The sequence below is a fragment of the Paenibacillus taichungensis genome, assembly GCF_050994985.1.
Lineage (GTDB): Bacteria > Bacillota > Bacilli > Paenibacillales > Paenibacillaceae > Paenibacillus > Paenibacillus taichungensis.
Window position 1 is genome coordinate 5,938,331 of sequence record NZ_CP194720.1, and the last position, 15,614, is coordinate 5,953,944.

Sequence of the window (15,614 nt, forward strand, 5' to 3'; positions counted from 1 at the left end):
TGCATCAAAAAGGGAAATTCCACCTACTAAGTAACCGTAACCAGCGCTACCTAACGATTGATATGATTGTTCAGAATCGGTTCAGCCCTGCTCTGTATAATCGAATTTAGACTTTTTCATTATGGGGTGGTTGATTGTTTATAGGTGTGTATCGTAAAAATGACCCTTTGAACACGTTGCCTGAGGAACGAATCAGCGAATTGATTTCGGAGGGAATGAAAAAAGGCGCGAATGTATTCTTTTTTGATGCCAGTAGCATCGATATGGAACAGGAATTAATCCATGGTATCTTCCAGGAGAATAACGTATGGGTGCAACGGAAAGTACCTCTCCCTGACGTGGTAATTAATGAAGCGCCTGAGCCTGTAAGTAACAGGCCGGAATGTGAGAATTGGCTGCGCCGCAGGGTTCCCTTTACGACATTTCTGATTCACGGAAAATACGACATTCAGAAGAAGCTGGCCCCCCTCTTCAAAGATCACCTCATTCCGACGGTACGCTTGCAGGATTTGGATCAATTTCTTGCTTATTTGGATGTTCATGAAGAAGTTTTAGTTAAACCTGATCAAGGGCGCCGAGGCAATTCCATTTTCACAGTATCAAAGATACACGATCGCTATATATGGCGGCAGCAGAGTGAAGCGATCTGGCTTGATTATTCTAGTTTACAGGAAGTTTTGCAGGAAAAGCTCGCACAAGGCTCCTATATTATTCAGCCCTACCTTCCATGCCTTACTGAGATGGGAGAAGTTGTTGATTTCCGAATACATATTCAGCGCGACGGAACGGGACGATGGGCCCTGACCAAAATGTATGCCCGCACTGGGATTACGGATTCCATCATCAGCAATATAAGTAAAGGTGGTCACATTGAGGATGCGGCTGAAATGCTCTATCGTCTATTTCCGACTCAGGCCGACCAGCTCAGAAGTGAAATGGAGCAGCTGGCTATTCGTATGGCAGAGGCAATTAACCGTTCGTATTCCTTTCTTATTGATGAGCTTGGCATGGACTTTATTGTGACTCCGTCAGGCCAAATCCTGTTCCTGGAGGCCAACATAAGCCCCCAAACGCGGTTTCATGAGCAGGCCCGGGCAGCACGTGCGATTGAATATGCACAATATGTAGCCAAAGCCGGGCAAATAGTGCCCCATCCCGTTATTGCCATGCTGACCAACGACCCCAGTGATAAACAACTCGCATCAGCCTGTGCTTACTCAGCAAAATGGAATGATGCAGCGTTTTATTATTTTGCTCCACACGATGTTCATGCGGAATTGCGCTATATCAAAGGATATGTCCTGGAGGACGGGCAGTGGGAGGCACGGTATTGTCCATTCCCCGATGTGGTCTATGACCGATTGAAAGCACGTGGTAATGCGAATTACAGTTATGTGTACGAGGCTTTAAGACATGTGCCTTTCAGCGATGAACGAAACGGAGGTTCCTTTAGCAAGAAAAAAAGTTATGAAATGCTTAAGGACAATGCAAAGCTTGCCTCCCATTTAATCCCGTATGCTGCCGTTGAGAGCGTTCAAGAGATTTTAGCCTTCATCGATACTTACGGAACTTCCATCATCAAGCCCTCTATAGGCTCGTTCGGCATCGGAATCATCGTTGTTCAGCGTGAACAGGAAGGCTTCATCGTAAAGTCTGATGAGCATGTTCACATAATGAAAGATGAGGAATTCGGGCAATTGATCTCCATGCTTGTGGCCAAAAAGGGGTTTATTATTCAAAAGTTTATCCGAAGCGAAACTCGGAACGGACTTCCCTATCATATTAGACTACATTTGGTCCGGAACGGAAGTGGGAAATGGTCTTTCATTTCCGCATTTCCTTTTCTCTCTACCCAAAGCGAGCATAAGGTAGTTAACGCTGGTTCGCTCCGTGCATTCACGACATGGGACTGGCTGTCTCGGTATGAGTTTCCCCAAAAGGAAGAAGTCATGCTGAAGAGACTGGAACAGATGGCGATAATGACTGCCAATCATATAGCTGACCATGTGAAGGAGCGGATCTGCGAGTTGGGCATTGATGTAGGCATTGATTCGTCGGATAAGATTTGGATTTTCGAAATTAATATGAACAAAATCGGGTCTACGCATAGAGAGTTTGAAGTCGCACAACATATGATTCCTTTTACTCTTTCTTTGCGTTAGTTTTACATTTAATAAGGAGTGAAGAAGATGAAAAAGAAAAGAAAGAATGTTCATCAGCAAATGCTTAAAGCCGGAAACGCTAGAAAACGTGCCGTTAAGACAACCGTATTGGCTGCCGGGCTAATGACACATGTATTGGCGGGTAACTCCATTGATTATAAAACTGACGACGTATACAAAGGAGATTCGATCAGCTATTTTCAGCATTTTTTCGGAATGGAAAAAGCATCAGCCGATCCTGATGGAGATGATGAGGGGAGTAGCGAGCCTGAATCTGGCGGCGGCGAGCCCGAGTCTGGCGGGGGTGACCCTGAGTCTGGCGGCAGTGAGCCTGAGTCTGGCGGGGGTGACCCTGAGTCTGGCGGCAGTGAGCCTGAGTCTGGCGGCAGTGAGCCACAGACTGGAGGAAGCGCACCTGAGAGAAGCAGCTCGTCATCGCAAACTAGCAATTCCACCACGGTTAGCAACTCGATTATTGATTCTTCCGCATCTACGGGCTCTGCGGCCAATAGCCTAAACCAATGGGTACATGGGAAATTGGAGAATGACACTGTTTCCGTATCCGTGGATTCGAGTGTCGTGCGTAAATTATCTACTCTTGATCATCTGGATGACTTGTCTGTAACTATATTGCCAAGAGCTTCACACATTCATTTGACACTACCGAAGGAAGTTCTTTCTTTCCTGCGCTCACAGGAAAAAGTTTCTTCATTCACTTTGTACAGCAATCAGTCCAAAATGGCGTTAGCTTTGAACAAATTAAATATTCAACGCGCATCTTCTCTAATGCATGTGCCAACCGATCTGCTGGATCTCCAGATCAATATTGATGTCCTGTCCAACGATGAATTGTCTGACTTAAAAGAATCACTACCCTCCGGCCTAAAATGGTTGGTACAGCCTTTACGTTTCAATGTACTATGGGTGGCTGGCGACCAAACGCTCAAGTTGGATCAAGAAGAATTAAAAAATGTGACTCGTGTCATCCACCTTGGTACTATCGATTTTGACCCACAAACAGCAACCGTTCTCGGCTTTAATGAAGAAACGCGGACATATTCCTACGTGCCAGCCTATTTCGTCCAAAATAACGGGCAATGGGAGGCAAAAATAAGAGACATGCAGCACAGCACTTATGTGATCGCTTTGAATGAACAGAGAGATACTTCAGACAATGATTCATCGATAAACAACATCGAATACTTGCAGAACAAACAATTGCTTGCTTCGAATCAATTCGAGATCGGTGAACCCATCACACGGGGAGAGATCGCCCAATTTTTAGTTTCTGCCTTAGGGGCAAATGGAATCTCAGCTAAGGATACCCCTTTCCGGGATGTAACCGATGAACAATCGTATGTGGCCACTGCTGCACACCTTGGACTTGTTAAAGGCTATGCCGATGGAACATTTCGTGCTAATTCTCATATCACCCGGGAAGAGCTGGCTAGCATGATCTATCGGGCAATTCAGTATGCAGGAGGAGATTCCAGCACTGATACACCTGCCGCGATATCCTATCCGGACCAAGACTCTATCTCTCCTTGGGCCACAGCCCAAGTCCAGGCCCTGACATCACTCAATTTGCTTCAAGATACATTCGGGACATCCTTCGAGCCGAAAAAAGCAGCAACCACAGATGAAGCTCTTATGATCTTGGTGCGCACCCTGCGCTCCATTGAGTATGTGAACTAATATTACGCTTTCGCTTAGGTGATAATCATAGCTAACGTATCGTCTTCTTAAACAATAAACTACAAAAAACCGTCGCCCTGTGAAAATGGAACATTCTAAACTTCCATTTGTCAGGAGACGGTTTTTTATTTCATTCATTTAGTTGAACATCCTAGGAACGACGAGCAATTACGCTGACTCCGCCCATATAAGAACGCAGTGCTTCAGGAATAACTACTGTTCCATCTTCTTGTTGGTAGTTCTCCAGAATAGCAGCTACAGTACGCCCCACTGCCAGTCCTGAACCATTTAAAGTATGGACAAATTCCGGTTTCGCTTTTGGCTCTCTGCGGAAACGGATATTGGCTCGACGTGCTTGGAAGTCTTCACAGTTGGAGCAAGACGAGATTTCACGATACGTATTGCTTTCCGGTAACCAAACCTCAATGTCATATGTTTTGGCGGACGTAAAGCCCATATCTGCTGTACACAACGTCAGAACACGGTAAGGCAGCCCCAATAATTGAAGCACACGTTCCGCATTTAGAGTCATATTCTCCAATTCCTCATAAGAGGTCTCAGGAGAAGACAGTTTCAACAACTCAACTTTATTGAACTGATGCTGACGAATCAAGCCACGTGTATCCCGTCCAGCAGAACCTGCTTCAGATCGGAAACACGAACTGTATGCTACAAAGTGTTTAGGCAACTGGTCAGCATTCAAAATCTCTTCGCGATGATAGTTCGTTACCGGAACTTCAGCAGTAGGGATCAAATAATACTCGGTATCTTTCAGCTTAAACAGGTCTTCCTCGAATTTCGGCAGTTGGCCAGTTCCAAACAAGCTGTCACGGTTAACGATGTATGGAGGCAGAATCTCTTCATACCCATGCTGATCGCTGTGCAGATCCATCATGAAGTTGATCAAAGCACGTTCCAAACGTGCACCCAATCCTTTATAAAAGGTAAAACGGGAGCCTGTTACTTTGGCAGCAGCTTCAAAATCAAGAATGTCGAGATCCTGAGCAATTTCCCAGTGTGCTTTTGGTGTAAATGAAAAGGACTTAGGCTCTTCCCAACGACGAATCTCCACATTATCATCTTCGGACGCACCAACAGGTACACTCTCGTTAGGGATGTTTGGAATCGCCATAGTCAGATCGTTGATTTTCACTTCCAACTCACGCACTTCTTCATCCATTGCTTTGATTCGATCGGAGACTTCGCGCATCTCAAGGATCAACTCATCCGCATTTTCGCCACTCTTTTTAAGCTTGGCCACTTCTCCGGATACTGTATTCCGGCGACTTTTCAGGTTTTCACTCTCTTGCAGCAACTCACGACGCTTGGCATCCATGTCCGTAAACCCGGCGATTAGATCCAGTGATTTGCCACGTTTCGTCAATGCTTCTTCAACACGTGCGTACTCATTCCGCAATATTTTCACATCAAGCACTAAATACCCCTCCTAAATAACACCACAAAGTAGAAATCTTCCATATTAACTCCTGTAAAAACTTTGCAGCCTTATAACTTCATCATTTCTTAATGGTAAAAACAACCTATGGCCTCCGGTGCTGCCCTACGCTGCGATTCCCGCTTTGAAAGCAGATACGGGCAACATCAGGCATCTGACCAGACAGCACCTTGCCAGCAAGCCTTGTGAGCCTCTGGAGGACTGATCCGGTTCACCGGCAGTCATAGGTTGTATATCAATCACTATTGGTTCTGTACAGGCTGTTTATACGACCTAGCCATGTCCACAAAGTAAGCATGCAGTCGATAATCATCTGTCAGCTCAGGGTGATAGGAGCAAGCCAGCAGATGCCCCTGGCGGGCAGTAACAATCTCATCCTTGTAAGTGGAGAGAACTTCTACCTCTTCCCCCACACTCTCAATTAGAGGTGCCCGTATAAACACAGCTCTTACCGTCTCCTCAATGCCTTTTACCGGGAGATCCGTTTCGAAGCTTTCCCTCTGCCGTCCAAATGCATTTCTCGAAACGGTCATATCCATTAGCTCCAGATGAGCTTCCTCTTGTCCTTCAATATGTTTGGCCATAACAATCAAACCAGCACAGGTGCCGAACACCGGTTTACCCTCAGCAGCGAATGCCCGAATGGCCTCCATGAAACCATATTTGCGCATCAGTTTGCCAATCGTGGTACTCTCACCGCCAGGAAGAATCAACCCATCCAGCTCCTCGAGTTGCTGAACCTGTTTAATTGCCAATCCTTCTGCTCCGGCCCGTTCAACACTACGAATATGCTCGGTGACTGCCCCTTGAAGTGCTAAAACGCCGATCTTCATTTAAAACCCACCTTTCTCTTACCAGCCGCTATCCTGCATGGGCTCGGAAGGTGCAAGTTTGGAATTGGTACCGATCATAGAAGCACCTTCGCCAATCCGGCGCAACGCTTCACCCAAGTCCTTGGCGTCACAATGTCCGATCCGCACTTTGGCCCCTCTTTTAACGCGTGCTATTCCCGTTTCCATACCCCAACCCTACCATTATGGATGTATCGTTCTTGTCCATGAAAAGGATGTGGAATATGCAATGTCAGTTAGAAGAACAATAGACTTTTCAACTGAATTATACGTAGAATTCTAACTTGATATTTTACCGGAAAAATTGTAAATATACAATCCATCCAGTCGGAATTAATTGTATTTTGTCAATGGTCTAACGACACTATATTGAAAATGTCATATTATCCCGTCTTCCTTCACCATGTCTATTAGAACAGGTTTTTGATGCCATCAAACAGATCAACGAAGAAATCTTTCACTGCACGGAAGAAGAGACGGAACCAACCGCCTTTTTCCGCTTCTTCTGCGGTGATGAGGTTAACTGTCTTCTCTTGAGGTTCAATTCCCTCTGCTTTGTACGTATAAGTAACCGTACCAACCTTGGTTCCGGCCTTAATTGGAGCAACCAGCTTATCAGCTTCAGTTACATTCGCTTTAAATGTCACGTCCAGGTTTTGAGTACCTTTAGGTACAACGAAACTTACTGCATTATCTGTCACAACAGGTACAGTTGTTTCCTTCCCTTTTTTTAAAGGTACAGCTTCCCAGCCTGTGACTTTAGTTTTGGCAGCAACCGCCTGTTTCACTTCAAAATTGTTGAATCCGAAGTCCAATACTTTCTTCGTTTCTCTGAAACGCGCTGGCTCCGAATCGGTACCCATAACTACACTGATCAGACGCATGCCATTGCGTTCAGCAGTGCCTGTAAAATTATTGCCTGCGTTCGTGGTATGGCCCGTTTTCATACCGTCCAGACCCTCATAGGCATAGCTTTTGAAGTTGGTTATATTTTTATTCGCTTCCAGCATCCAGTTATAGTTAACAATAGGAGCTTTGTCATTGGGACGGAATTTATAGGACTGAATGGTTGTAAAATCTGTGTAGTCCGGGTGATCCATGATGATATATCTGCACAAAATGGCCGCATCTCGCGCCGACATAACGATTTCTTCATCCTTGGTTGGGCGGAAATCCTTAGGCATATCTGCACGATCAAGTCCTGTGGAGTTGATGAAATAGCTATCTTTCATTCCCATACGCTTCGCTTCATCATTCATCATTTTCACAAAAGCTTGCTCGGAACCAGCGATGTGTTCAGCCAAAGCCACTGTAGCATCATTGGCTGATCCTACAGCCATGGCGATGTATAGTTCCTTAATAGTATGCTGATCACCCTCTGCAAGGAAAATGCGAGAGCCAACACTTTGCGCTGCGTTCTTTTTGACTGTAACGACATCATCCCAGCTAAAATTCCCTTGTTTAACCTGCTCAGCCACAATGTACTCGGTCATCATTTTAGTCATACTAGCAGGCGGCATAGCTTTATCTGCATTAACATTGAGTAGAATCTGACCCGTTGAAGCCTCCATCAGTATGGCTGATTTAACATCGAGTCCCAGTGAGTCTGCCGAAGGAATGTCCACAGCTTTTTCTGTCTTCGTTGTTGTAGCTGCCGCGGTCAACACCTGCCCTGAATCGTTTGCAGCAGCCATAACAGGCATTACCGCAGACATGCAGAGCATATTAATCAGCATAACCGAGGCTACGCTTTTTTTGAGCATTTGACGTTTTTTCTTATTCATTTGTTTGGCTTTCAATTATGAATACTCCCTTCGGTCCGAAGCTTTCTATTGTGTGCTTCAGTACAGCTTGAGCTGCAATATTTTCTTAGTCCCTAACAAGTGGAGATGATGTGTGAGGTGTGTCGTATATGCGCTGTATCGAAAGAGCAATGTCATTGCTCCTAAAGTTCGAATCGATTGTCACTTAGTTAGCATTAAATGAAATGCTTATGTAAAAGGACGTCCGCGCTTCTTTTTCGCTGGGCAACCTTCAACCTTTTTTATCACTTAAAATTCATTGTCGGAAACAGTTTCATAGACTCACGTCAAAAAACCGCCGCAACGCCCTAATCCATTAAAGGATCATCACCGCTTGTTCTATTCTATCACAGGGGTATCCGCAAAAAAAGACAGGCCCGGCGAAAATCGCCAAGCCTGCCCTGGAAATAATTAACACAATTCAGATTACAACGAGTAGTTAGGAGCTTCTTTCGTAATCTGTACATCATGCGGATGGCTTTCACGAAGCCCCGCGCCTGTAATACGAATAAACTGAGTGTTGTTACGAAGCTGCTCCAAACTGCTTGTACCACAGTATCCCATACCTGAGCGTAGACCACCAATCAACTGATGAATCGTATCAGACAAAGGACCTTTGTAAGCAACACGTCCCTCAATTCCTTCCGGAACCAGTTTCTTGTCATCATCCTGGAAGTAACGATCTTTACTTCCTTGTTTCATCGCAGCCATTGAACCCATACCGCGGTAAACTTTGTAGCTACGTCCTTGGAAGATTTCCGTTTCTCCCGGGCTTTCTGCCGTACCTGCAAACAAGCTTCCCAGCATGACTGCATGAGCACCTGCAGCAAGAGCCTTAGTAATCTCACCAGAGTACTTGATACCACCGTCAGCAATGATTGGTACGCCATATTCACGTGCTACATTTGCACAATCGTATACTGCTGTAACTTGAGGAACACCAATACCAGCAATTACACGAGTTGTACAGATGGAACCTGGACCAATTCCCACTTTGACAACGGACGCCCCAGCTTCGATCAATTCACGGGTCGCATCGCCAGTAGCAACGTTACCTGCAACAATGGTCAGATTCGGGAAACGTTCGCGCAGCTGACGAACCGCATCAATGATGTTAATGTGATGTCCGTGTGCCGAGTCTACCGTAATCAGATCCACACCAGCTTGAACCAATGCATCAGCACGTTCAAAGGTGTCTTTGGAAATCCCAATCGCTGCTCCAACCAGCAAACGTCCTTGTGCATCTTTAGCTGCGTTAGGGAATTGGATTGCTTTTTCGATATCTTTAATAGTAATGAGACCTTTCAGTGTGTTGGACTCATCTACTAATGGAAGTTTCTCAATTTTATGCTTCTGGAGAATGCCTTCTGCTTCTTGCAGCGTAGTACCTACAGGCGCAGTAACCAAATTCTCACGAGTCATAACTTCGCTAATTTTAATGGAGAAGTCGTGGATGAAACGCAAGTCACGGTTTGTCAGAATACCAACAAGCTTTTGATCTCCTTCAACAATCGGTACACCGGAAATGCGATATTTCGCCATAACCGACTCTGCATCAGAAACCAGATGTTCCGCTGTCAGTGAGAACGGGTTGGTAATAACACCACTCTCCGAGCGCTTAACCCGATCCACTTCCTCCGCTTGCTGCTCAACAGACATATTTTTATGGATGATACCAATACCACCTTCACGGGCAATGGCAATAGCCAATGTCGCTTCAGTAACAGTATCCATACCAGCACTAATCAAAGGAATATTCAGTTTTACGCTGTCACTCAAACGAACAGATACGTCCACTTCTTTAGGCAGTGTCTCGGATTTCCGTGGCACCAGCAGTACATCGTCGAAGGTGAAACCTTCCTTACCAAATTTATCTTCCCACACGCGGGCGTTCCTCCTTATGTTTGCTCAGCTTTACGGTCCAAAACCCGAAGATCTCAGGCTGTATTTAATGCCGAAAATACGTTTTCTGAAAAATTTATTATTGCCATCTTAGCAAAGCGTTATTTAGACTGTCAAGGGAAACTCCCTGGTTATATTAGGTGTATTGCCTGATGCATACAACTGTATTTGTCATACGGACAGGTTCATTTTATTTATATAAAACGCCACTCATATCAAGTGGCGCTTATCTATGTTAAATCATTTAGTGCAATGTCTCTAAACTAATAGCTAATCCTGCATTTTTGCTTATAAACAAATAAAAACCACCACCGAATAACATCGGCAGTGGTTCTTTGCTTGGCGGCGTCCTACTCTCCCAGGACCCTGCGGTCCAAGTACCATCGGCGCTAGAGGGCTTAACGGTCGTGTTCGGGATGGGTACGTGTGGAACCCCTCCGCCATCGCCACCAAACGCATAGCTTAGCTTACATTCAGAGTTTATTCTCTGAAAACTAGATCCGAAACGAAATGTGCGATTTACAACGTGCATATTGGATAAGCCCTCGACCGATTAGTACTGGTCAGCTCCATGCATTGCTGCACTTCCACCCCCAGCCTATCTACCTCGTCGTCTTCAAGGGGTCTTACATACTGGGAAATCTCATCTTGAGGGGGGCTTCACGCTTAGATGCTTTCAGCGCTTATCCCTTCCGTACATAGCTACCCAGCGGTGCTCCTGGCGGAACAACTGGTACACCAGCGGTACGTCCATCCCGGTCCTCTCGTACTAAGGACAGCTCCTCTCAAATTTCCTACGCCCACGACAGATAGGGACCGAACTGTCTCACGACGTTCTGAACCCAGCTCGCGTACCGCTTTAATGGGCGAACAGCCCAACCCTTGGGACCTACTTCAGCCCCAGGATGCGATGAGCCGACATCGAGGTGCCAAACCTCCCCGTCGATGTGGACTCTTGGGGGAGATAAGCCTGTTATCCCCAGGGTAGCTTTTATCCGTTGAGCGATGGCCCTTCCATGCGGTACCACCGGATCACTAAGCCCGACTTTCGTCCCTGCTCGACTTGTAGGTCTCGCAGTCAAGCTCCCTTATGCCTTTGCACTCTTCGAATGATTTCCAACCATTCTGAGGGAACCTTTGGGCGCCTCCGTTACTCTTTAGGAGGCGACCGCCCCAGTCAAACTGCCCACCTGACACTGTCCCCGCACCGGATTACGGTACCAGGTTAGAACCTAGATACGATCAGGGTGGTATCCCAACGGTGCCTCCACACAAGCTGGCGCTCATGCTTCAAAGGCTCCCACCTATCCTGTACAGATCGTACCCAAATTCAATATCAAGCTGCAGTAAAGCTCCATGGGGTCTTTCCGTCTTGTCGCGGGTAACCTGCATCTTCACAGGTATTAAAATTTCACCGGATCTCTCGTTGAGACAGCGCCCAAGTCGTTACGCCATTCGTGCGGGTCAGAATTTACCTGACAAGGAATTTCGCTACCTTAGGACCGTTATAGTTACGGCCGCCGTTTACTGGGGCTTCGGTTCACAGCTTCGGATTGCTCCTAACCGCTCCCCTTAACCTTCCAGCACCGGGCAGGCGTCAGCCCGTATACTTCGCCTTACGGCTTCGCACAGACCTGTGTTTTTGCTAAACAGTCGCTTGGGCCTTTTCACTGCGGCCCCCTCGTGCTATTCACACTACCGGGGCACCCCTTCTCCCGAAGTTACGGGGTCATTTTGCCGAGTTCCTTAACGAGAGTTCTTCCGCGCGCCTTAGAATTCTCTTCTCGCCTACCTGTGTCGGTTTGCGGTACGGGCACCATCACCTGGCTAGAGGCTTTTCTTGGCAGTGTGAGATCATGACCTTCGCTACTATAATTTTCGCTCCCCATCACAGTCCAGCCTTACGATGTGCGGATTTGCCTACACATCAGCCTCACTGCTTAGACGGACATCCATCAGTCCGCGTCACTACCCTGCTGCGTCCCCCCATTGCTCATAACGGCTTACGGTGGTACAGGAATTTCGACCTGTTGTCCTTCGACTACGCCTTTCGGCCTCGCCTTAGGTCCCGACTTACCCTGAGCGGACGAGCCTTCCTCAGGAACCCTTAGGCTTTCGGCGGATCAGATTCTCACTGATCTTTTCGTTACTCATACCGGCATTCTCACTTGTATAATGTCCAGCGCTCCTTACGGTACACCTTCAACCCTTATACAACGCTCCCCTACCCCTGATGCAAAGCATCAAGCCATAGCTTCGGTGGTGTGTTTAGCCCCGTTACATTTTCGGCGCAGAGTCACTCGACCAGTGAGCTATTACGCACTCTTTCAATGGTGGCTGCTTCTAAGCCAACATCCTGGTTGTCTGTGCAACTCCACATCCTTTCCCACTTAACACACACTTGGGGACCTTAGCTGATGGTCTGGGCTGTTTCCCTTTTGACAATGGATCTTAGCACTCACTGTCTGACTCCCGGAAGTAAGTCTATGGCATTCGGAGTTTGACTGAGCTTGGTAACCCTTGCGGGCCCCGCACCCAATCAGTGCTCTACCTCCACGACTCTGTTTTCCGAGGCTAGCCCTAAAGCTATTTCGGGGAGAACCAGCTATCTCCGAGTTCGATTGGAATTTCTCCGCTACCCCCACCTCATCCCCGCACTTTTCAACGTGCGTGGGTTCGGGCCTCCAGTGCGTGTTACCGCACCTTCACCCTGGACAGGGGTAGATCACCCGGTTTCGGGTCTACGTCCACGTACTAATTCGCCCTATTCAGACTCGCTTTCGCTGCGGCTCCGGCTCTTCACCTTAACCTTGCACGGGAACGTAACTCGCCGGTTCATTCTACAAAAGGCACGCCATCACCCCTAAAACGGGCTCTGACTTTTTGTAAGCACACGGTTTCAGGTTCTATTTCACTCCCCTTCCGGGGTGCTTTTCACCTTTCCCTCACGGTACTGCTTCACTATCGGTCGCTAGGAAGTATTTAGCCTTGGCAGATGGTCCTGCCGGATTCATACGGGGTTTCACGTGCCCCGCACTACTCGGGATACATCTCGGAGAGAGCAGACTTTCAAGTACAGGGCTTTTACCTTCTTTGGCGGGCCTTTCCAGACCTCTTCGTTTAACCGGCTCCTTTGTAACTCCATGTGAGATGTCCCACAACCCCAAAGAGCAAGCTCTCTGGTTTGGGCTTCTCCGCGTTCGCTCGCCGCTACTGACGGAATCACTATTGTTTTCTCTTCCTCAAGGTACTTAGATGTTTCAGTTCCCCTGGTATGCCTCTACATAACCTATGTATTCAGTTATGAGTAACTGGAAATTACCCCAGCTGGGTTTCCCCATTCGGACACCCCCGGATCAAAGCTTGCTTACAGCTCCCCGAGGCAGTTTCGTTGTTCGCCACGTCCTTCATCGGCTCCTAGCGCCTAGGCATCCTCCGTGTGCTCTTAGTAGCTTAACCAATTGCTCCAAGGAGCAAATGCAATCTACCGTTTTATTGAAACTTGTTTACACAAGTTCAGCTTAAAAAGGAATGTTCTAATTCGCAATTTTCGTTTCGATATCTAGTTTTCAAAGAACAAGCTCCATGCAAAAGCAAGCTGTTTTGAGAGTTTGAGCTCTCAAAACTGAGCAACGAGTGAGTAGTTTTTGCAGCTAAGCTGCGTATTTGAATGTTTCCACTCGGGAAACGATTCTCCATAGAAAGGAGGTGATCCAGCCGCACCTTCCGATACGGCTACCTTGTTACGACTTCACCCCAATCATCTATCCCACCTTCGGCGGCTGGCTCCTTGCGGTTACCCCACCGACTTCGGGTGTTATAAACTCTCGTGGTGTGACGGGCGGTGTGTACAAGACCCGGGAACGTATTCACCGCGGCATGCTGATCCGCGATTACTAGCAATTCCGACTTCATGCAGGCGAGTTGCAGCCTGCAATCCGAACTGAGACCGGCTTTTTAGGATTCGTTCCACCTCGCGGCTTCACAGCCCGTTGTACCGGCCATTGTAGTACGTGTGTAGCCCAGGTCATAAGGGGCATGATGATTTGACGTCATCCCCACCTTCCTCCGGTTTGTCACCGGCAGTCACCTTAGAGTGCCCATCCGAAATGCTGGCAACTAAGATCAAGGGTTGCGCTCGTTGCGGGACTTAACCCAACATCTCACGACACGAGCTGACGACAACCATGCACCACCTGTCTCCTCTGTCCCGAAGGAAAGATACATCTCTGTACCGATCAGAGGGATGTCAAGACCTGGTAAGGTTCTTCGCGTTGCTTCGAATTAAACCACATACTCCACTGCTTGTGCGGGTCCCCGTCAATTCCTTTGAGTTTCAGTCTTGCGACCGTACTCCCCAGGCGGAGTGCTTAATGTGTTAACTTCGGCACCAAGGGTATCGAAACCCCTAACACCTAGCACTCATCGTTTACGGCGCGGACTACCAGGGTATCTAATCCTGTTTGCTCCCCACGCTTTCGCGCCTCAGCGTCAGTTACAGCCCAGAGAGTCGCCTTCGCCACTGGTGTTCCTCCACATATCTACGCATTTCACCGCTACACGTGGAATTCCACTCTCCTCTTCTGCACTCAAGTCACCCAGTTTCCAGTGCGATCCGGGGTTGAGCCCCGGGATTAAACACCAGACTTAAATGACCGCCTGCGCGCGCTTTACGCCCAATAATTCCGGACAACGCTTGCCCCCTACGTATTACCGCGGCTGCTGGCACGTAGTTAGCCGGGGCTTTCTTCTCAGGTACCGTCACCTTGAGAGCAGTTACTCTCCCAAGCGTTCTTCCCTGGCAACAGAGCTTTACGATCCGAAAACCTTCATCACTCACGCGGCATTGCTCCGTCAGGCTTTCGCCCATTGCGGAAGATTCCCTACTGCTGCCTCCCGTAGGAGTCTGGGCCGTGTCTCAGTCCCAGTGTGGCCGATCACCCTCTCAGGTCGGCTACGCATCGTCGCCTTGGTGAGCCGTTACCCCACCAACTAGCTAATGCGCCGCAGGCCCATCCCCAAGTGACAGATTGCTCCGTCTTTCCAGTTCTCTTCAGGAGAAGAAAACAACTATTCGGTATTAGCTACCGTTTCCGGTAGTTGTCCCAAGCTTGAGGGCAGGTTGCCTACGTGTTACTCACCCGTCCGCCGCTAACCATCAGAGAAGCAAGCTTCTCTTCAAGTCCGCTCGACTTGCATGTATTAGGCATGCCGCCAGCGTTCGTCCTGAGCCAGGATCAAACTCTCCAATAAAGTATTGAAAAGAGCGATAAGCTCATTTTGAAACTGACGAGATTAAAAATCTCATTGTTGCTCCAGTCGATCCAAGCCAAGACTTGTCTCTAACTTTCACGTTCATTCTGCAAGCAGAATGTTTACTCACTCGTTGTTCAGTTTTCAAAGATCAAACTTGTTTCATTGCCGCGTGTTGTTCACCTCAGCAACTTTTATATCTTATCACATCCGAACCAACTTTGCAAGCTCTTTTTTTAAGTTTCTTTCGAAGCTTATTTGTTTCGCTTGCCGCACCGTGTTTCTCGTGTTTTCTTGGCCGGAATTAGAATATACCATGTACAGATTTCGATTGCAAGCTTTATTTTCAATAATATATATTTTGTCTCTCGTATAGCTATTCACCTAAAGCCTGGCTTATTTAAGGTTGCATCAATTATTATCCACTCTCTTCCCAGAACATGCGGATCACCTGTCCTCCATAGATAATCCGCATGATCCTCCCGCCCTATCC

Annotated in this window: 8 protein-coding genes and 3 rRNA genes; 2 read left to right on the forward strand and 9 right to left on the reverse strand. The window is 47.5% G+C overall.

Annotation, left to right across the window (positions count from 1 at the left end; translation table 11 throughout):
- The first annotated feature begins 146 nt into the window (after window positions 1-146).
- Entirely contained in the window at window positions 147-2,162 is a 2,016-nt protein-coding gene (locus ACR1R9_RS26865) for a YheC/YheD family protein (protein ID WP_433956402.1), read from the forward strand.
- A gap of 27 nt (window positions 2,163-2,189) precedes the next feature.
- Complete coding sequence (locus ACR1R9_RS26870) at window positions 2,190-3,857, forward strand: S-layer homology domain-containing protein (RefSeq protein ID WP_433922290.1); 1,668 nt, start codon at window positions 2,190-2,192, stop codon at window positions 3,855-3,857.
- Between the two features lie 151 nt (window positions 3,858-4,008).
- Here ACR1R9_RS26870 and serS read toward each other — a convergent pair whose 3' ends face one another.
- The 9 genes from serS to ACR1R9_RS26915 all read right to left on the reverse strand — a co-directional run bounded on the left by serS (window position 4,009) and on the right by ACR1R9_RS26915 (window position 15,121).
- The gene (serS, locus tag ACR1R9_RS26875) at window positions 4,009-5,292 is read right to left on the reverse strand and encodes a serine--tRNA ligase (protein WP_076292209.1); all 1,284 of its coding nucleotides are present in this window, start codon (window positions 5,290-5,292) and stop codon (window positions 4,009-4,011) included.
- Window positions 5,293-5,418: 126 nt separating this feature from the next.
- Complete coding sequence (locus ACR1R9_RS26880; RefSeq protein WP_175382029.1) at window positions 5,419-5,556, reverse strand: hypothetical protein; 138 nt, start codon at window positions 5,554-5,556, stop codon at window positions 5,419-5,421.
- On the reverse strand, window positions 5,556-6,146 hold the full coding sequence (gene pdxT, locus ACR1R9_RS26885) for a pyridoxal 5'-phosphate synthase glutaminase subunit PdxT (protein WP_099859271.1): 591 nt from the start codon (window positions 6,144-6,146) through the stop codon (window positions 5,556-5,558). The genes ACR1R9_RS26880 and pdxT overlap by 1 nt, the downstream gene beginning before the upstream one ends.
- 18 nt (window positions 6,147-6,164) lie before the next feature.
- Window positions 6,165-6,332, reverse strand: coding sequence for a hypothetical protein (locus tag ACR1R9_RS26890; RefSeq protein WP_375165373.1), 168 nt, complete (start codon window positions 6,330-6,332; stop codon window positions 6,165-6,167).
- Between the two features lie 242 nt (window positions 6,333-6,574).
- Complete coding sequence (locus tag ACR1R9_RS26895) at window positions 6,575-7,963, reverse strand: D-alanyl-D-alanine carboxypeptidase family protein (RefSeq protein WP_433922289.1); 1,389 nt, start codon at window positions 7,961-7,963, stop codon at window positions 6,575-6,577.
- A gap of 429 nt (window positions 7,964-8,392) precedes the next feature.
- A complete protein-coding gene (gene guaB, locus ACR1R9_RS26900) occupies window positions 8,393-9,850 on the reverse strand; it encodes an IMP dehydrogenase (RefSeq protein WP_024628817.1) in 1,458 nt (485 codons plus the stop codon).
- A 355-nt stretch (window positions 9,851-10,205) separates the two neighbouring features.
- A 5S ribosomal RNA gene (rrf, locus tag ACR1R9_RS26905) occupies window positions 10,206-10,322 on the reverse strand.
- A gap of 79 nt (window positions 10,323-10,401) precedes the next feature.
- A 23S ribosomal RNA gene (locus ACR1R9_RS26910) occupies window positions 10,402-13,327 on the reverse strand.
- A gap of 242 nt (window positions 13,328-13,569) precedes the next feature.
- A 16S ribosomal RNA gene (locus ACR1R9_RS26915) occupies window positions 13,570-15,121 on the reverse strand.
- Together the 16S, 23S and 5S rRNA genes form the textbook arrangement of a ribosomal RNA operon.
- Window positions 15,122-15,614 lie beyond the last annotated feature (493 nt).

What these genes read in the sequence shown, in the direction of transcription:
- ACR1R9_RS26870 (WP_433922290.1), top strand. Translation starts at nt 2,190, where the DNA reads ATGAAAAAGAAAAGAAAGAATGTTCATCAGCAAATGCTTAAAGCCGGA.
- pdxT (WP_099859271.1), bottom strand. Translation starts at nt 6,146, where the DNA reads ATGAAGATCGGCGTTTTAGCACTTCAAGGGGCAGTCACCGAGCATATT.
- ACR1R9_RS26890 (WP_375165373.1), bottom strand. Translation starts at nt 6,332, where the DNA reads ATGGAAACGGGAATAGCACGCGTTAAAAGAGGGGCCAAAGTGCGGATC.